Origin of the sequence: Sphingobacterium sp. 40-24 (assembly GCF_001899705.1) — a bacterium.
Classification (GTDB): Bacteria; Bacteroidota; Bacteroidia; order Sphingobacteriales; family Sphingobacteriaceae; genus Sphingobacterium; species Sphingobacterium multivorum.
Genome location: NZ_MKWH01000040.1, coordinates 1 through 19,616, shown reverse-complemented (window position 1 = coordinate 19,616; position 19,616 = coordinate 1). Strand labels below are relative to the sequence as shown.

General features: G+C 39.7%; 14 protein-coding genes. 10 read left to right on the top strand and 4 right to left on the bottom strand.

All coding sequences use genetic code 11. From position 1 onward, the window contains the following. Nucleotides 1–4: 4 nt before the first annotated feature. Together BGP15_RS16460 and BGP15_RS16455 are read right to left on the bottom strand one after the other, a co-directional pair. Nucleotides 5–1,402 (bottom strand): alginate export family protein, encoded by a 1,398-nt coding sequence (locus BGP15_RS16460; protein ID WP_286770151.1) that lies wholly within the window; start codon nt 1,400–1,402, stop codon nt 5–7. A gap of 38 nt (nt 1,403–1,440) precedes the next feature. Continuing rightward, on the bottom strand, nt 1,441–2,076 hold the full coding sequence (locus tag BGP15_RS16455) for a hydrolase (protein ID WP_286770150.1): 636 nt from the start codon (nt 2,074–2,076) through the stop codon (nt 1,441–1,443). A 581-nt stretch (nt 2,077–2,657) separates the two neighbouring features. Between BGP15_RS16455 and BGP15_RS16450 the strand changes: the two genes are divergently transcribed. Together BGP15_RS16450 and BGP15_RS16445 are read left to right on the top strand one after the other, a co-directional pair. Further along, complete coding sequence (locus BGP15_RS16450; protein WP_286770149.1) at nt 2,658–5,894, top strand: SusC/RagA family TonB-linked outer membrane protein; 3,237 nt, start codon at nt 2,658–2,660, stop codon at nt 5,892–5,894. A 12-nt stretch (nt 5,895–5,906) separates the two neighbouring features. Beyond that, the gene (locus tag BGP15_RS16445; RefSeq protein WP_286770148.1) at nt 5,907–7,673 is read left to right on the top strand and encodes a RagB/SusD family nutrient uptake outer membrane protein; all 1,767 of its coding nucleotides are present in this window, start codon (nt 5,907–5,909) and stop codon (nt 7,671–7,673) included. Between the two features lie 106 nt (nt 7,674–7,779). Here the strand turns inward: BGP15_RS16445 and BGP15_RS16440 are convergent, their stop codons facing one another. Beyond that, nucleotides 7,780–9,189 carry an alpha-L-fucosidase gene (locus BGP15_RS16440; protein WP_286770147.1) on the bottom strand — a complete coding sequence of 470 codons (1,410 nt, stop codon included), beginning with the start codon at nt 9,187–9,189 and terminating at the stop codon, nt 7,780–7,782. Between the two features lie 132 nt (nt 9,190–9,321). Here BGP15_RS16440 and BGP15_RS16435 point away from each other — a divergent pair, with 132 nt between their 5' ends. From BGP15_RS16435 to BGP15_RS16420, 4 genes are all read left to right on the top strand, one after another. Then, nucleotides 9,322–10,737, top strand: a complete 1,416-nt coding sequence (locus BGP15_RS16435; RefSeq protein WP_286770146.1) for a sensor histidine kinase — start codon at nt 9,322–9,324, stop codon at nt 10,735–10,737. Beyond that, nucleotides 10,724–11,434 (top strand): response regulator transcription factor, encoded by a 711-nt coding sequence (locus BGP15_RS16430; RefSeq protein ID WP_286770145.1) that lies wholly within the window; start codon nt 10,724–10,726, stop codon nt 11,432–11,434. The genes BGP15_RS16435 and BGP15_RS16430 overlap by 14 nt, the downstream gene beginning before the upstream one ends. A 26-nt stretch (nt 11,435–11,460) precedes the next feature. Next, on the top strand, nt 11,461–12,045 hold the full coding sequence (locus tag BGP15_RS16425; protein WP_286770144.1) for a Crp/Fnr family transcriptional regulator: 585 nt from the start codon (nt 11,461–11,463) through the stop codon (nt 12,043–12,045). 265 nt (nt 12,046–12,310) lie between these two features. After that, the gene (locus BGP15_RS16420) at nt 12,311–13,120 is read left to right on the top strand and encodes a helix-turn-helix domain-containing protein (protein WP_286770143.1); all 810 of its coding nucleotides are present in this window, start codon (nt 12,311–12,313) and stop codon (nt 13,118–13,120) included. 2 nt (nt 13,121–13,122) lie between these two features. Here the strand turns inward: BGP15_RS16420 and BGP15_RS16415 are convergent, their stop codons facing one another. Next, nucleotides 13,123–14,247 carry an MBL fold metallo-hydrolase gene (locus tag BGP15_RS16415; protein WP_286770141.1) on the bottom strand — a complete coding sequence of 375 codons (1,125 nt, stop codon included), beginning with the start codon at nt 14,245–14,247 and terminating at the stop codon, nt 13,123–13,125. 383 nt (nt 14,248–14,630) lie between these two features. On the opposite strand from BGP15_RS16415, the gene BGP15_RS16410 reads away from it, so the two are divergent. The 4 genes from BGP15_RS16410 (at nt 14,631) to BGP15_RS16395 (ending at nt 19,165) form a co-directional block, all read left to right on the top strand. Continuing rightward, nucleotides 14,631–15,191, top strand: coding sequence for an RNA polymerase sigma-70 factor (locus BGP15_RS16410; protein WP_286770140.1), 561 nt, complete (start codon nt 14,631–14,633; stop codon nt 15,189–15,191). A gap of 257 nt (nt 15,192–15,448) precedes the next feature. Further along, nucleotides 15,449–16,759: a site-specific integrase gene (locus BGP15_RS16405; RefSeq protein WP_058699729.1), complete on the top strand. Its 1,311-nt coding sequence runs from the start codon at nt 15,449–15,451 to the stop codon at nt 16,757–16,759. Nucleotides 16,760–16,898: 139 nt separating this feature from the next. Continuing rightward, on the top strand, nt 16,899–18,287 hold the full coding sequence (locus tag BGP15_RS16400; protein WP_286770139.1) for a hypothetical protein: 1,389 nt from the start codon (nt 16,899–16,901) through the stop codon (nt 18,285–18,287). Between the two features lie 2 nt (nt 18,288–18,289). Beyond that, entirely contained in the window at nt 18,290–19,165 is an 876-nt protein-coding gene (locus BGP15_RS16395; protein WP_058699731.1) for a DUF4238 domain-containing protein, read from the top strand. Nucleotides 19,166–19,616 lie beyond the last annotated feature (451 nt).

The window sequence follows — 19,616 nt, the reverse complement described above, 5'->3', positions numbered from 1 at the left end:
GATTTTAGAATTTAAAGGCGATCCTGCTATTGAAGAAAATTCCATTTTTTGGTGTGCTAATGATGTCTTCAATGAAAGCGCCGGTTTTGAAATATTGAATACCTGTTACCAGCGAAAGTTGCTTACTGGCGGCGTAGGTAAAGTTGGCTAGATAAGCCGTGCCGATATAGCGTTTACGCGAAGCAGATCCCGGCAGGTTAAAAGACCCGCTTGGTCTGTATAAACCGTCTTGTAGCGTATGTCGCCAGTTGAAAACTACGTCAACCTGCATCTTGAGTTTGGAAAGAAGGTCTAGCGTGGCATAAGGGTGAATGTCAATCAAGTTGACAGGACCGATCTGCGGACTAAAACCGAAGTATCCGCCTTTGGGGTAAATGGGGTTGAAAGTTTGCAGATTGCCATCTCCAGCCTTTTTGTCCCCGGAAATATAGTCGTTACGTAGATTGATGGATGGCTTGAGTACCGTATTTTCAAAGAGGTAGCCGATATCGACGGAAGCAGTCCATGCTGATATCTTACCTTGCCCAAACGATCCAAATTGATAAGCGCCTTCCAGGTTGTAAATAAATCCACCGCCATATTTCCAGATCCGGGTTCCTAAGGTATGGCGGGTTTCCTGTGCTATCCCCTCCTCGAAGACAGAACGGTCCCGATAGATACCAATGTAATATAAGTCGAGATTGGCCTGTTGAGGAATGATAAATTTACCGTAAGCTCCCCACAGGTTGACCTGTTTGGATGGTTTGTTGTCAAATATGCCCGGTCTAATGGTGTCTGCCATCATGGCAAATGCTTCAATATTCACTTTGCTGCTGTTGTAAGCTAGTTTTGCTCCAGTGAAATATCTTCTGGCATTTGGACCTTCACCTACGGAGATTAAGCGGCCGGAACCATAGTCAAGCTCCTGCCTACCAAGGCGAATTATTACTGATTTATCATTTTGTTTGAACAGCGTTCCATCTACAAATAGGTTCTGTACATTCAATTGGTCTTCATCGATCTGGCGTGATCCATTTTTGCGGCCATGCTGCAGGGCTGAGCGAAGTTGAGTGAAAACACGGAGACGCGTCCCGAAATGTAGATCGGCATGAAAGCCATAACGTTGCAGTAGAAAGTTGTTATGCCCAAGCTTTACGCGTCCCCAGTCCTCATTGTTAAAATCGACATATTCCAACCGTGCCTCGCCACCCATCGAAAGCCATAATTTACCGTCAGCAGTTAAAGGGCTATATTTGAGCTTTTGATAACCATGACGTGTACTGTCTGCCAGGGCGCTGTAATCTTCCTCGAAACGCATTAATTTGTAGGTTTGAGCCTTGGGAAAATGCGGAAATAGGCTGAGTATCGACAATACGATCGCCGCTTGACGGATGTAGTTGAATATGGTCTGTTGCTGTTGCACGAGGTACGATTTTGAATGAATATTTTTTTACAATTTAATTAACCGTGTTTTAGCATATTGTGGGCGTAATGAATCCCTAACCCATAACTGCCACCATGCTTTTTCATGAGGTCTGTTACAGCGACATAGGTTTCCTGACGGGCCCAGTCGCGTTGTAGTTCCAGAAGGTATTGTACAGCCGTGATCGGTTTTACACCTATATGAATCATCCGTTGCATAGCACGCTCATGTGCCTCCTGACTTACATCACCACAAGCATCGGCAATGACATAAACTTCATATCCCTCCGCGAGTGCAGACAAGGCTGGTCCAACGATACATACGCCCGTCCATAGGCCAGCCAGTACCAATTTTTTCTTACCTGTGCCTGTTATAGCTTGGTAAGCGGCCTCATCTTCCCAGGTATTCATACTCGTTCTGTCGATATAATTTGTACTGGCTTGTGGATAATATGTCTCAATTTCCGGAAAAATAGGACCTGAAAAGCTTTCTTCCGCGACTGTAGTTACGAGGGTCGGCACATTGAAAATCTTGGAAGCTCCACAGATTACGGCGACATTATTACGGAGTTCTTCCATAGTGATGCTTTTTGTGGCAAATGCCATTTGGCCTTCGAAGTCGATCAATACAAGTGCATGGTTGCTTGGCGACAATAGTTCTAGTGATGGTTTCATAAATATGTATTTTTTGTTGTTTGATAATTGTTGAGATTCAAATTTTTTACCTTTTTTCTTATTGTTTTGATTTTTAGTTTTCTATGGTGTTTTGCTGGTTTTTGAAATTGACGATATATCGTTAATCTATTTTTCGTGTTAAAATAATCTGATAAGTCAATGATCTATTCACCGCTTTGGAGCTGCTATTAGCCTTTAGAGATGCCCCAAGCATTTGTTGTATACCCAAATTTAGGCGGGTTAATTTTGCTGTTCATTGAACTAGTTCAAGAAAAACAGGGAAAGAAAAAATGTACTAAACATTAGCTATTGCTGAATCTCTTCGTGGTCAATTAGCGTATTTCTGGATTCTGAAAATGGGACTTTAGGTTTTTGAATTGAATAGATTAACTTTTAGGTGTATCAAGACTTGTTTTATGATTTATGTTATCTAAAAGATAAATTTTGATTATTTAATGGTATACTAAACCTGTTTAGGTAGTAATGTTGTTGATATTAATTAAATATTTGTTAACATTACGGTAAATTATAAACCAAGTCAAAGCATCAACTTTGATGCAAAATTCTAAACCAGACTAAAAATGCAAAAAACATTACTAATCAGTATGGCATTAGGTCTCTCATACCCCACTTGGGCTAATGTAGAGCGTGATTATGTCAAATTGAATCAAGAAGCGCATAGTGTTGCAGTTCAATCTACCGTGAAAGGGATGGTAAAAGACAAAAACGGAACAACCTTGTCCGGAATTACCATTACCAATTTAACCAGCCAAAAAACAACCTCAACGAATGTAGCGGGTCAGTTCACGATCGAAGCCACTATAGGGCAAAGACTCAAATTGACAGGGATAGGTTACAGTGAAAAGATCGTCAGCGTGACGGGAGGGCAGATCGATATCATCATGGAATCCAAAGATACCGAACTGGAGGAAGTTGTGGTGGTCGGTTATGGTACGCAGAAAAAAGTGAATCTTACAGGTGCAGTAGACCAAGTAGGATCAGAAGCTTTTGAGGGACGCGTACTGGGCAATGCCAGCCAGATGCTCCAAGGTGTAATTCCTAACTTGAATGTAACCCCAGCAGATGGTAAGCCCAATCGGGCACCAAGTTTCAATATCCGTGGGACAACTTCCATTGGCCAGGGTGGAAGTGCACTTGTGCTTATCGATGGTGTCGAGGGTGATCTTTCGGCGATCAATCCCAATGATATAGAAAGTGTAACTACACTCAAAGATGCTGCTTCATCTGCGATTTACGGCTCCCGCGGTACCTTCGGGGTAGTTTTGGTCACAACAAAACGTGCCAAGTCCGGAAAAACTTCCATCAACTATTCGGGAAATGGCTCTTTTCAGAAACCTGTAACGTTGCCCAAATTCGTGACAGATGGTTATGAATATGCTTCGCATTTCTTTACAGCCTATAATGCCTGGAACAATTATTCTTCGATTCCGAGCAAGCTCAACAAAACACAGATCTTTACAACAGATTGGCTGGAAGAATTTAAGAGAAGAAAAGAACAGGGCATTACCGAACAGGTCACTGTCGACGATAAAGGTAATTATGTATACTACGGTAATGAAGATTATTACGGTACGTTGATCAAGGATAATACGTTTGTCCAGGATCACAACCTGTCCATCAGTGGCAATTCAGAAAAAATGGATTACTATATTTCTGGACGTGCTTACGATTACAATGGCCTGTACCGCTACAACAGTGATAAATATAAGACCTATAATACACGTGCAAAAGCGGGACTTCAGGTCACCGACTGGTTACGGATAAGCAATAACATCGATTTTAATTATGCCAAATACAGGGACCCATCGACTGCTGGTGAAGGTGGAAATATCTGGCGCAATATTGCCGATGAGGGACATCCTTCTTCGCCGATCTTTAATCCTGATGGATCTATGAGCTTCTCTGCAGCCTATACGGTAGGAGATTTTATCTACGGTAAGAATGGTACGAATACGGCAAATCAGGATCTCCGCAACACAACTTCTTTCGAGACTAAGTTTTTCAACAATACGTTCCGCGTTAAAGGGGATCTGACTTTTAGAAATCGCGATTTTAATTCGGTAAGAGTCCGTGTGCCTGTTCCGTATAGCACACAGGAGGGAAAAATGTTGCGGTTGGAAACAAGTATGAACGACAATATTTATCAAGTAGACCAACGCTACCGTTACTTGTTTGGAAATCTATACAGTGAATATGAACGCACAATAGGCGATCATTATTTTAAAGGTTTGCTCGGATACAATTATGAGCAGCGTACGTATAATTCAACCTATATTACCAAAACAGGTCTACTCAATGATGATGTTGAAAATATCAACCTGGCAGTAGGGCAAAATACCACAGCGACAGCGGGATATAACAAGTACCGTAATGTCGGGGTATTTATGCGTGCCAATTATATTTTCAAGGACCGTTACCTTTTTGAATTTAATGGTCGCTACGATGGTTCGTCTAAATTTCCGACAAACCAACGATGGGGACTGTTTCCTTCCGCATCCGTGGGCTGGCGCATTTCTGAAGAGCCATTCTTCCAGGTGGACAAAAGAGCACTTTCTGATCTGAAGCTAAGAGCGTCCTATGGTTCATTGGGTAATGGTAATGTCGATCCGTATTCCTATTTGGATATTTACGAGATCAAGATTATGGATCGGGTATTGAACGGACAGAAGCCGGCGTATACCTCGGTGCCTAAGGTGATTCCGGATAACTTAACTTGGGAAACAGCGCGCACGGCAAACTTAGGTCTTGATCTATCGTCTTTAAATGGAAAACTGACTTTTACAGGCGATATCTATCAACGCAAGACCTTAAATATGTATACCTTAGGTGTAGCTTTGCCTGACATCTTTGGTGCGGAGTCGCCGAAAGGAAACTATGCTGACATGACCACGAAAGGTTTTGAAGTGAGCCTGACTTATAAGGATAGATTCGATCTGAACGGTAGTCCTTTCAATTGGTCCGTAAGGGGTACTTTGGCTGATTATAGTTCCAATATAGACCGTTACGAAAATAAAGAGGGGTTAATCAAAGATGGATCGTATTATGAAGGTCAGCGAATCGGCGAAATATGGGGCTATGTAACGCAGGGTTTATTTCAGAATCAGGCGGAGATTGATGGTGCTGCAAAACAAAAATTGATCAAATCGTCAAACAATGGTACAATATATCCAGGTGACGTGCGTTTTGCGGATCTAAATGGTGATGGTGTAATCGATTATGGAAATAATACGATTTATAGCCATGGTGACAGAACTGTAATCGGTAATGCCGATCCACGATATATCTATAGTTTTAACCTTAATCTGGATTGGCAAGGTATTTACTTCTCGTCTTTCTTCCAGGGTGTGGGTAAGCAGAATTGGTACCCGAGCAATGAATCTATTTTTTGGGGACAATACAACCGACCTTACAACAACTTGCCGGAATGGCACCTCAACAATTATTGGACTGAAGACAATCCAAACGGTTATTTTCCTCGCTATGCTGGGTACAATGAATCTATCAAAACAACGCCACAGACAAGATATCTGCAGAACGTTGCCTATATACGGATGAAAAATATACAGATCGGATACAGTTTTCCTAAATCTGTAACCAACAGGTTAAAAATCAGTAGTCTTCGGGCTGGACTCTCGGGTGAAAACTTATGGACCTGGTCGCCTCTTTACAAAAAAACGAAGGATCTCGATGTCGGTAATCTAGGCAAATCTGATCCGGAGATCGGAACGGGTTCTGGCGACGGATTTAACTATCCGATTATGAAGAGTGTTAGTTTTAATTTATCTATTGGCTTATAGTTTTTTATTATCATGAAAAAATTATTTTATATACCTATTGTTGCGCTTTTGTTCTCCTCCTGCGAACTAAACGAGCTGCCGAAGGCAGGTGCCACCGAGGAGGATATCTTCGGGAGTGAAAGTGGATTAAAAAATTACAGCAACTCATTCTATCGGAATATTACCTCTGGTAGTGACGCTTATAAAGGTGACGCTATGGCTGACTATTCGGCCGTAAATAGCCTCAATGATTTTATGGTCGGCGGTGCTTACAGTGCTGAGATCAGTTCGGGCTGGTCCTGGACTACCTTGCGTAATATCAACCAATTGATAGCTAAATGTAATAGTCCCAAATTGAGCGATGCCATCAAAAATAACTATATCGGCTTAGCCCGCTTTTTCAGAGCTTGGTTCTATTATGAGAAAGTAGTTCGTTTTGGCGATGTGCCTTGGGTAGATCACCCTTTGGCTGTTGATGAAACGGATATCCTTAAAGCACCACGGGATTCGCGCGAAGTGGTCATGAAGCACATCATGGAAGATCTGGACTTTGCCTACGCCAATATCACAAATACGGCGGGCGACGGTAGTACGGTTAACAAATGGACAGCACTCGGTTTGAAGACCCGAATCGCGCTGTTCGAAGGAACATTTCGTAAATACCAAAAGCTCAATTTGGCTACACAGCCGGAAGTATTCTTCCAGATGGCGGTCGACGCTGGCAAGATTTTAATGGAAAATGGTCCTTATGGGCTTAATATCTCTGCAGACCCTAAAACATCACAGCGACAGTTGTTTACCAGTAATACGCCAGTGACAAAAGAGGTCATGTTGGCCGTAACTTTTAGTAAGGATCTTGCGCTTTTGAACGACGCCAACTGGTGGTGGACATCAGCGACCTACGGTCCACGTTTAAGTTTGGTAAGGCCTTTTATCAATAGTTTTTTGAATGTTGACGGTACTCCTTATACGGATAGACCGAACTTTCAGACAGAGGAATTCTATGAGGAATGTCAAAATCGCGACTTGCGCTTGGCGCAGTTGATCCGGACGCCAGGATATTCCCGTAATGGACAGCCTGCTCCTCCAAATTTTGCAAGTTTTACTTACACGGGGTATCAACCAATCAAGTATACTTTAGACGATCCCTATTACGACAATGGTGGTTACAATACCAATGCAGTTCCTTTAATGCGTTATGCGGAAATACTATTAAACTATGCTGAAGCGAAACAGGAACTAGGTACGTTCAATGATGCGGATTGGTCGAAAACTATTGGAGCATTACGTTCAAGGGCAGGAATAACAGGTGGAACGAATACACTGCCGACCAAAGTGGATACCTACTTGAAAAATACATTCTTCTCCGAAGTCAATAGCCCCGTACTTTTAGAAATACGTCGTGAAAGACAGGTGGAATTGGCTCTGGAGGGCTTTCGTTTCAATGATTTGAAGCGATGGAAGCTTGGGCCGCTTATGGCGAATTTGCCTTGGACGGGAATTTATATCCCTGCTTTAGATAAATTGATTGATATCGACCACAATGGAACTCCAGATGTCGTGTTTTATGATGGAAGTAAATCAGCTCCTTCGATAACTGTTCCTGCGGGAGTAGCCAAGGTCGCTATAGGGGGTAAAAGTACCAATTTCCAGACAATGACTTCGGACAATCACCTGGAATGGTTTAAAGCTGTGAAGCGTACTTGGGATGACAATAACAAGCAATACCTTTACCCAATTCCGTCTGCAGCGATTGTGCTGAACGGAAATCTGACACAAAACCCAGGTTGGAGTAAATAGGAATTTAATTTATTCGTCCCAATAAAAGAGGCTCCTTGCATTTGCAAGGAGCCTCTTTTTACTACTAAGGGTGTATTGCTTTGTGTGATGAAAGTTTTTTGGCTTGTTAACGTCTTTCTTGGTAAACGCCGATTTCGTTTACGACCGCATGGCCTTTTTCAGGTTTGATGCTGAAGCGTAATTTTTGCCCCAGTACTTCATCAAAGCGGAAGATCTTGATACGGCCCTGCTGTACTGCTGTAACCGCGAGAGGATGCCATTTTCCATCTTTCAGATAAGACAAGTTGTACAGCGAAGGATTGTCTTTACCTTCGGTAATAACAACACTATTGAAGGGTTTACTACGTTCAAAATCCAATTCATACCATACTTCACCTTTGACTGCCGGATTGGAAACCCAGGCGCTGCCAAAGTTATCGTCATTAGCGAAATCCATAATATTCATGTCATCACTCCAGCTACTGTATGAAGGTACTTGTTTGGCTATATTGTGGTCTACTATAGGTGCCTGGTAACTTGGTAATGAACTGTAGTTGGGTTTATTTTTGTATAATGTACCGATTGTCTTTAATGCATCAAGCGCATTTTGATCCATCAGACCATCACTATTTGGTGCTACATTGAGCATAAAGTTGCAATACGCGTTGTTGTACGGAATTACAAATTTCTCGACCAATTCATTGACGTTTTTAACTGGGGTATTCGGAAATGATGTTTTCCAGAACCAATTTTGTTGTAAGGGAAGACAGGCCATTGCCGGAAGTTTGTTATGCTCCTTAGAAATAAATTGACCAGCACCTTGTTCATAAGATTTAATATCGGTGTAAAACAACGCATCACCAGGGTATTTTGCCGAATTGAGATCCATCAACAAACATTTCTGCTGAAGTGATTTGACAAGATAATAGATGTCGTCGAAAGGAACATCATCGTACGAAATACGCGACCAAGGGGCATCCCATCCGTCAATGACCAAGGCGTCGATTTCGCCATATTGAGTCAGCAATTCTGTCAGCTGATCTTTGATCAATTTGATGTGCGCTTTGGTAATATTATGTGGACGTATACCCTGATGCATATCCAAAATGGAGTAATACAGCATAACACGCAAACCATTTTTGCGGAAAGCATCCGTAAATTCTTTAACAACATCACGATGTAAAGGCGTATTCATCACATTATAATCTGTTGTTTTGGTATTCCAGATCGGGAAGCCACTGTGATGTTTGGTGGTTAGGCAACCATAGCTCATATTGGCCGCTTTGGCCGCTTTAGCCCATTGATCTGCATTGAGCTTTGGCGATTTGAACAGTTCAAGTGCGGCATTGGGATCAGACCAATCTTGTTCCATAAACGTCGGCATGCCATAATGGATAAACATACCGAATCCAAGGTTGACAAAGTCGAGCTGGCTTTGCTCAAGTATCTTCTTTGAAAATCCAGATTGTGCAAATAGCGTGTTGCCCAGTAAAATAAAAGATAGGCAGTAAAGTAGAGCACGTGAAATTTTGAACATAATTTACTAAGTTTTTTTATGCTGTAAAGGTAGGCCATCGTTGTGTGATTTAAGCCTAATGGAAACCTAACGAAAGCCTAATAAAAGCCTAATAGATATCTTGATTCGAAAAATTGATGCTATTTTTAACCCATGCAGAGCACAGGTAAAAATTTATATCCTTGGGCATTTGGAACAAGCTTCTTGATCTTGACCGTTTTGATCGGTTTTCTAATTTTCAATACCTATAAGCTTGAAGATAAGAATTATCAGATCGGACAGCTCAATCAGATCCAGAATGCTTATGGTGCTGTTATTATGGATGATAAGATATTCCCCGGTGGGGATGCCATCTTTCAGGCAACGTTAGTACCCTGTTTGCCGATATGGTATGAAAAAAAAATCACGAAGTCCGCAGATGCAGACCAGTACGGTAAGCATTGTATGAATGGCTTTCTTGATGAGATGCGGAGCCGGCAGTCATTGGATAGTATCTTTCGTCAGATTGTACATCAACAAGGGCTCGATACGACACTTGTTTACTTGTTCCATTTTGATAAATTGGAAATATATAATACAAAAGATCATGCTTGGGAAACTTTCTATGAGTTAGCAAGTAATGATCGTGCAGGTCTAATTAGTGGCGAACTTAAGCGCGGAACAAATAATAATAGGGTATTCCAACTGTCTGTTAGCGACAAGAATCCCATTCCTTATCGTTTTACCTATAGTCTGTATGTGGATTATGAAAATAGGGACTGGCGTGTTGTCCAACGTATGCTGCCCGTGTTTTTACTCTCCTTAGCTTGCATTGTTGTGATCGTATTCTTGAGTTATCGAACCTATAGCAATTGGATCAACCAACGTAAATTGGCAGACCTGAAAACGAGTTTTCTAAATCATATGCGGCATGAATTTAATACACCACTGACGACGATTTTGATTAGTGCACATAGTTTGATCGATCGTGAAACAGGAAAAGACGATAAAGAGGTTGCACAACTTGGGCGCATTGTGGAAAGGCAAGCCAAACGACTCAAAGCTTATTTTGAACAGGTCATGGGATCTGTTGCCTTACAGGAACAAGAGGCTAAAATTGTATCCGTTTCTATTGATCGTCTGACACAGCAAATACTGAATGAGCTTCATTTGCGCTACCAAGGAGAAATTGAAATTCAATATGAACCCTTAGCTGAAGATGTGGAGATGAACCTTGATGAAGATTATTATTTTTCAATCTTAGATAATCTGGTATCCAATGCGATAAAATTTAACGATAATAGTAAGAAGATGATTCAGTTAATCTGGGAGCAGCAAGGTCCTCATTATAATCTCAAAATAGTGGATAATGGGGTTGGGATCGCCACTGCAGATCAAGGAGCGATATTTACAGCATTTTATAGAGGGAAACTGTCAGGCAACAAACCTGGACTGGGACTGGGGCTTTACTATGTCAAATCTTATTTGGACAGGCTGGGTTGGACGATCCATGTAGCAGGCGGTAAGTCTGGTTCCGGTACAATTTTTTATATTTACATGAGTAATGTGGAATTCAATGGCAAAAGATAAGATTGACATCCTTTTGATTGAAGATGAACCTGATTTGGGCGAAGTTTTCTCACGTTATTTGCGATACAAAGGCTTTACGGTACGCTGGGAAAGCACGGTGCAAGGAGGCTGGGTGGCTTTTCAGTCCTGTGCCGTCAAATTACTCATTATTGATGTGCAGTTGCCCGATGGCAATGGTTTTGACCTGGCGCAACAAATGATACAATTGAATCCCGGGCAACCTATTTTCTTTTTGACAGCACTTCATGAACGTATATCGCGGCTTAGAGGGCTTAGTCTAAGTGCTGTTGATTACATTGCGAAACCTTTTGACATGGACGAAATATTGCTCAAGATCCGCAATTTATTGACCGTGGCAAATGCGCCCGAAGTGCCGACGAATTCGGAAATTGAACTCGCTATCGGTTGTCTGTTGCTGAACATGGAACGCTATAGTCTGCATGATGGAGTGGGCGGTATACAAAAGCTCACGGTCCGTGAAGCTGAATTGCTGCGACATCTGATCCTCCATAAAAATCTATTGGTCAATAAAAAAGATCTGTTGCTGCAGTTTTGGGGTAATACGGATTTTTTTAATGGTAAAAGCCTAGAGGTTTTTATCTCCCGACTTCGTAAATTGCTGCAAATGGATCGCAAACTGCATATCGAAAGTATCTATGGGGCGGGTTACATTTTACACGAAAATGAAGGTGTTTAACGGCTTGATCTATTAAAACAAATACGATGTTATACGAAAATATTCTTAAAAATGTGTCCAAGTGCATTACTTTGACAGCCGAAGAAACCGAACAGTTTACTAGTTTATTGACAATAAAGAAGGTTCCTAAAAAAACGATGCTATTGGAGGAAGGGGAGGTGTGTCAGTTTGAAGGATATCTTCAAAAAGGTTGTGTCCGGATTTATTACCTAGATGAAAATGGTTTTGAAGTAACGCTAGCATTTGCTGTCGAAGATTGGTGGATTAGTGATATTGCTTCATTTCATTATCATACACCATCTAGTTTATATATGGAAACATTAGAAGACAGTGAGTTCTTGATGTTAACACCAGATACGAAAGAGCGATTATTAGAGACTGTTCCAAAGTTTGAGCGAGTTTTTCGTATGTTAGTGCAACGCCGGCTTGCTGTTCTGCAAAATAGGCTGATCCATACAATGGCTAAACCTGCTGCCGATCGCTATCTTGAATTTATTGAACTATATCCGACCATTTCCCAAAGGGTACCGCAATACTATATTGCATCCTACCTAGGGGTTTCACCCGAATTTGTCAGTATTATACGTAAGCGGCTTGCTGCAAAGAAATAGTAATCAGTCCGAATGGTTTCGTAATGAAATACAAATTTTTAATGGACGAGAAGTGTCTTGATTGAACCGCAGGCTTTATTAAAATTAGTGGATTTCTGTGTAGCATTTTTTGCGATTTGATTTGAGCTGTGCGGCAAATATATTTGAGCTTTTGGACAACTAGACTTTGCAAAAGGTATGAGATATTTGCTACCTTTAGACTGGGACTGATTTTAGCGATCGGTACCCATAGTCGCATAGCCGTTTAAAATAAATCGTATTGAGCATGGAAGAGAGAGATTTTGGGAATGCCTTTTTGTATTCCTGTTATGTCGAGAAAGCATTTGGGCATGAACAGTTTATTTCCGAACATGTGGTCTTTTTCCAGATGTCTGGCGAAACGCACCTGGATCATCAAAAAGGAAAATTGGTAGCAACAGAAGGGCAGATTGTGGTTGCCCGTAGAAACCAATTGGCCAAAGCTTTTAAATATCCTGCAGAAAATAATGTCTATAAATCTGTTTCCGTCTTGTTGCAAGCGGATCGACTGAAGCAATACGCAATGGATCATCACCTCAGTTCAGACAAAAAGTATCAGGGTGAGTCCAATGTTGTACTGGAAAGTAACCTGTTTATAAAAAGTTATTTTGAGTCATTGACCCCTTATACAGAAGCCATCGACCGTGTGAGCCCACAGATGGAAAATATCAAGATCTACGAGTTGATCACCTTGTTGTTGGAAAGCTATCCACAATTAAAAGACCTGCTTTTTGATTTTTCAGAACCTCATAAAATTGATCTCGAGCAATTTATGGTTAAAAACTATCGGTACAATGTGCCTTTGGAAAATTTTGCGAAACTAACAGGGCGGAGTTTAGCAAGCTTTAAACGTGATTTTGAGAAAATATTCCAGACGTCTCCCCGAAAATGGCTGCAAGAAAGACGTCTTTCTGAGGCCTATTATCTAATTGAAAATAAGCGTCAAAAGCCCTCTGATTTTTATCTTGATCTGGGCTTTGAAAACCTTTCTCATTTTTATGCCTCTTTCAAGGAGAAGTTTGGGATAACACCAGCGACCATCAATTCCGTTGCTTAAAATTATTTCCGCCACCAATAACTAGGTGTTAAAGGGGGCTGATCGAGGTCGATGACCTGGCCGATCATGGGGGTAAGCAAAGGCTGTTCTTGTCGTATTGCTTCCTTGGAAATACGTTCTAGAGGTTCATTCCAGGCGTGATTGGCCAATACAAACTTGGATGAATGAACGGGGAAAAGTAAGGAAGCTTTGAGATCATGTGCCGCTTGGACAACCTCCTCCGGCATCATGTGTATGTGTTTCCAACTGAGGTCGTATTGGCCATTTTCCAAGATAGCCAGGTCAAAAGGACCCAATTGATTACCTATCTCTTTGAAGTGATTATCGTAGCCGCTGTCCCCGCCTAAATGGAGCCGCATGGAAGGTGTCTGGAGAACATAGGATGCCCATAATGTATTGGCTGTAAATATACTGCGGCCTGAAAAATGCCTGGCGGGCGCAACTGTTACACTGAAACCATCACCCAAGTTAATTTCATCCCACCAATCTTTTTCGATGATCTGTTCAGGATGATATCCCCAATATTCAAGATGGGAGCCAACACCAAGACCAACAATGACTTTTCCAACCCGGGGTTGCAGCGCTTTAAGCGTCTTGTAGTCCATGTGATCGTAATGGTCATGTGATATAAATAAAAAGTCAATCTGCGGGAGGGCCGCTACCGTAGTAACATCGGCTCCTTTAAACGCTTTTACACTTCCTGGGATAGGCGAAGCACTGCCGCTAAGGACTGGATCGACGAGTATGTTCTTACCATCGAGACGAAGAAAATAGGAAGAATGACCAAACCAAACAAGGCCATGAGATTGACTTAACAACTTCTCCCAATCGATGGGCATTGTCGGTATATTGTGACTGGGACTTGTTTCTTTCGATCGCTTAAAAAAGTAATCGTATAGGGCCACGGTCCAGGGTTGTGTAAGCTGGGGTGTAGGGCTGCTATTCTGAAATTTCCCGTCCCGATATTGCTTGGATAACTGTATGCGTTGAAGTCTTTCACCCGAGGGTCTTTTGCCGAATTGTGGATGCATCATATATAGTCCGATAAGAGCGATGAAAACTGCCAGTCCTAGGATTGTTATTTTCAAAAATATAAGCCATTTCTTCCTGCTGTTTCTTGTTGTCATCTGCTTGTTGTATGGCAACAAAGGTATGGCTGCTGAGGCAGATTTGTTTTTGTTGATAGCTCAAATTTATGTGCTGAATGGCTCATCTAATGATTTTTAATAGTAGCGGAATAAGCATTGTGAAAAATCTGTAGTGGATGATAATTTTATTAATTTGTGCTTTTAATTGTAATTTTTATGGTAAAAGACTTTTTTATCTGAAATATTTCTTGAAATTTAGTGCTTAATTCTTTTTTCTTGAAAGTTATCGTATGTTTAGGTAAGAATAGACGAAGAGATACAAAATCGCTGAAAATAAAATCTATTGATTTGGTAGATTATAATAAGGCAATTTGTATATTTGACCAGTTTCACAATGACCTAACTTTAAAAATACTGCGGATATGGAGGTAGCAGATTTAGAAAAGCATTGGCTAGTCTCTTTGCAACAAGGTGATAGACATGTTTTTGCGGATATTTATGATTTTTACTGGAAAAGATTGTTAGGCATTGCCTATAACCTAACGAAAGACAAACAAACAGCAGAGGAAATTGTACAAGAGGTATTTGTTTCACTATGGAATAGACGTGAGGATTTGCAAATAAACTTGCTGTCCCAATATTTAGCGACAGCTGTAAAATTTGCTTCTTTTAAAGCACTGCAACGTGCCAGGCGACATGAGCAAATCCTGAACACTGCTGTCGTTCAACCTATGTTCCAGCAGGATCAGAATACAATTGATGCACGCTTTTTACAAGAATATCTTCATGAAGTTGTTGAAACACTACCTGATCGTTGTAAGCTGGTCTTTCAGCTGAGTCGCGAAGAACATTTTTCCAACCGGGAAATAGCCGCGGAACTCCAAATTTCGGAAAAGGCTGTGGAAGCAAATATTACGCGTGCCCTGAAAGTGTTGCGTATGCAATTGCGCAAGGTTGGCTTTATCTTTTTATTTTTTATTTAAAAAGATTGAACAAAAGTAAAATTAAGAAAAACGGTTAAAACCGTTACTATGCAGTAGTTTATAAATTGACGGTCTGAATTTGGAAGGTAGTGTACATCAGGTTTTGGGCTTAAAAAGACAGAGATAGGTTACTAAATCATTACCTGTTTTGGATTGTACAAGATAGTATAATTAGCTATATTTCAGCATTTTGCACTCTTTTTTATCTTTCCTTGTAACTCGCTAAAATTTAATTTTAAACATTAAAATTTTGAGTTATGGAGACAGTTAAAAGATCCACTTTCAAGCTATTGTTTTACTTGAAGAAAAATGAACCCAAAAAAAATGGTAATGTACCTGTAATGGGACGTATTACTATTGATGGTACACCAAAAACTTTTGGAACCAAACTGGAAATTGATCCCAATACTTGGGATTTAAAACACGGACGCGTACAGGGAAAAAGCACAACAGCACTAACTACCAATCAAAAATTGGATAAAATTCGTGTACGTATCAATAAGATTTATGATGATATGCTTAAAGATGAAGGTTTTGCTACTTCACAGAAAGTTAAGCTCTCTTTTTTAGGTGTCGGTGTGATGGATGATGCAGTACTCAAAGTTTTCAAAGAACAAAATGAGGATTTTGAAAAAATGGTGGCAAAAGGTAAGCGCTCGTCAAACACTTATTATAAGTACAAAGTTGTTTTCAATCATCTGACGGAATTTATAAAAGCTAGGTATCATCGGGATGATATGGCTTTTCGTGAGCTTACATCTGATTTTATCAGGGAGTTCGATTTTTTCCTTCGCATTGATAAAGAATGTACACACAATACGGTATGGGTTTATACAATGCCTGTTATAGCTTTAGCTGACCTAGCTATTAAAAAAGGATTGATACGTCAAAATCCATTTGAGGATTACGAAATAAGCATGCAGGAAACTGATCGTAGCTATCTTTTGAAGGAGGCTGTGGAAAAATTGTTATTCTTAAAACCCTCTAAGCCGAAATATGAACTGGTTAAAGACATTTTCATTTTTAGTTGCTTTACAGGGTTGTCTTACATTGACGTTAAAAAGCTAAAGTGGAGCAACATTCAATCCTTCTTTGACGGTCATCAATGGATTATCAGCCGAAGAAAGAAATCGGATGTTGCATCAAATGTTCGTTTGATGGAAATTCCCAAACGGATCATTGAAAAATACAGAGGTATTACAAGAAATGATTTCATATTTCCAGTTCCATCCAATGCAACATGTAATAATCATGTAGCTAAACTGATTGAAGAAGCTGAAATTGTCACTGAACAAAAAGTGACGTTCCATACGGCACGACATACTTTTGCAACAATGTTTTTAACAGAGGGAGTACCTCTTGAAAGCCTTAGTAAGATGATGGGACATAAGAATATTTCTACCACTCAGATTTATGCTAAGATTACAAGTCAGAAGATCAGCAAGGATATGGATTTGGTTTCTCCGAAATTTGCTTCTCTGGAAACAGCATTCATTTCAATGGAACCAGATACGCCTTCACAGCCCGATTTCATAATAGTTGAAGATGAATTAGAACTGGTCACTTAATGGTGTAATATTTATTGAAAAGCAGGATTTTATAATTCTGCTTTTTTATTTACCTCTTTATGCAAATTAAAGCCACCTGTTATTTTTTATATTTACAAAACAAACTTGACCTATAGTGTCGTTAAAAAATCCTTATAAAATGGCAGAAATTGACTTGACTAAAATAAAATACTACCCTGACAGATTTTATATCTGCCTAGATGGATTTGATATTGATAACTTAACCAATTTTATAACTGACCTACAAATCGGTCAAGAGCAATCTATATTCATTCATGAATACTACCACTACCTTACCAACATTGCTACATTCTCTGGAATACGTCAATTTAACCTTAATTTTTGTGATAGGTTCCGAGCATCAACCATCTTGACGTCAAAAGAAGGGCTTAACGCTTATCCAATAAACAGTAACACCTTTGAAAGCTGTAAGAATATGGTAGATTATTGGAACGAGATAACAGCCATATTGAATGAGGATGATATTGACTATAATGTGGTCGAAGAAACTGATAAAACGCCTAGTAAAAAATTTGGTATAGCATCGATAGAACGAACCGAAAAACCAATGGAAGTCGTTGTAAATGGTGTTAAGTATAGTGGAGCGAGGATTCTGATTAAGATATATACAACAGAACTTATTAATATTAATAGCTTTTACTTAACATTTGGTGCTATTGATGAGTTTCTGAGTTCTACAATTGACGAGTATATGTATGAGAACAATTTATCGGATATTAACCCAAGTATGCTTAGTCGAAGACCCTTTTATCCTTATGGTTTCTTTGATGAATTGCTTTCGTTTTACGGGATTAAAAGGGCCCCGGCATTTGAGAAAATTCTTATTGCATACTTTGCCTTGAACTCATCAAACCCGCCAGTGATTTTAATTGATATACTTGAAAAATTAAAAGATGGTGGCTATGAACAATTTCAGGAGAATCCCGAAATATATTTGCTTACTAATTTTTTAGAAGTACCTCAGTACAATGATGTTCTTAAAAACATTAAGGACTTTGCCGATCTAACATACGAACAAGGACGTATACATATCTCACAGGCATTGAAATATTATTACGATAAATTTTATATGGCACAAAAACTAAAAGAAAATGACTTCTTTTATTTTGTTAGACCCTTCTTTGCCAACGGTAAGGATACTATTAGTTACAAACAAAAGTTTCTTCTTGAACTTTCAAGAATAATAAACCTTTTTACACCTCCTGTTATACTAAAAGACAAGCAGTTTTTTTATATTGATAAATTGACCACTTTCGGTGAAGCTACCGTATTGATATTGGCTACCTATGAAATTTTTGAAAGTATAAGGACAAACCGAATCGCATCAAGACCTGCACACCAGAAAGCAAAATATAGCTTCCCTGACGGCGATCCTGAGTGCGACAATCTTGAAAAATTTACTCCACCCCCTATTAACGGTATAGTATTCAGGCTTGCTCTTAACGAATTGAACCTATATGGCCCATATCTTAAAGAGTTGGATGACCTTAAACAAAAGAATAGTTAGATATGGGTATTTCAAGACGTCATCATTATATTCCGCAGTTCCTTATCAAGAAATTTGCTGATTCGGACAATATGCTTTATCTGTATGATAAAGAAAAAAAAACCTTTGCAAAGGAAAAGAGAAGCCCCAAATCTATATTCTTTGAGATGAATAGGAATATCCTTGATTTTGGCGGAACAGCAAACGATAATCTTGAAAAGTTGTATGCTGAACTTGACGAAAAATTTTCCCGTGATCTGACAGAAATAATTGCGACTAAAAATATCACTGAAGAAGGGCTTACTTCTTTACTTGTAATGGTTTCTTCATTAAAATGGCGATTACCCGTTAATGATGAACTGTTCTATGATAAAGATAGACAGTATACATACGATAAATTACCGATCTCGATAAAGGCCATAAATGATGATGGCTCTCAAAATACGGAGGCTATCGAGCATCTACTCAATTCTGAAATTTTCAACCGTACAAAACGACTAATCTTTCCGTTCTTACCATTCTATAATAATTATGAAATAGCAGAAGATAAATTATCAAAATTACATCAGAACAGCTATATTGATTCAAATGAGATAATTACATCTATCCTAGGAGATTCACCAATTATTGAAAGCAAACGTTCCGATATAGAAGATTTTGGGAACTTCATTTTACCTCTAGGTAATAAAGAAACTTTCATTTGCAGTGACTCGGGTAACAAGAAGGTCAACAGTATAGCTTTTTATGTAAATAAAGATTTAGCAATGTTTCATCAGGCAAAAAAGTATGTCGTCTGCTGTAATAAAGACCATCTTGCTGCTATTATTTATGCGTACCAAAATTTACATAGTGTAGGGCAAACAAATCTTATTCATGAACACATTTTCAAGTTTGTGTAAACATTACCTATTATAACTGAGCCGAGGTCGATAAACCTCGGTTTTTTTTCCTCTACAAATCCGTAAAGCACATTTACCCTCCCCATATCCTACCATAAAAGAGCTTCACTGGATATTCTTGAAAAAGACAAATTCCAAAATGCCTGTCTACTTCCAAAACATTGTTTTTCCATCTCTCTTTTAAGTGACTCTTAGGAGCCACGAGTTTTAAGAAAACAGTTTAAAATTCGTGCAGGTGATGCCTGTATTCTAATCTAATCAGCCATTTGCTCAATGCCTTTTCCAATGGCTTCCACATTATTTTTTATCCAAGAACCGGTATGCTGTTTTTGTCCCATTTCAAGAGCAAAGGTATTTCAGTGTTCTTAACGCAACAGCAAGATCATGCCCTCCGGGTTTGCAAAATAATCTCCACCCATACGGGTCGTATTTTTTTGACAAAACCTTGCTG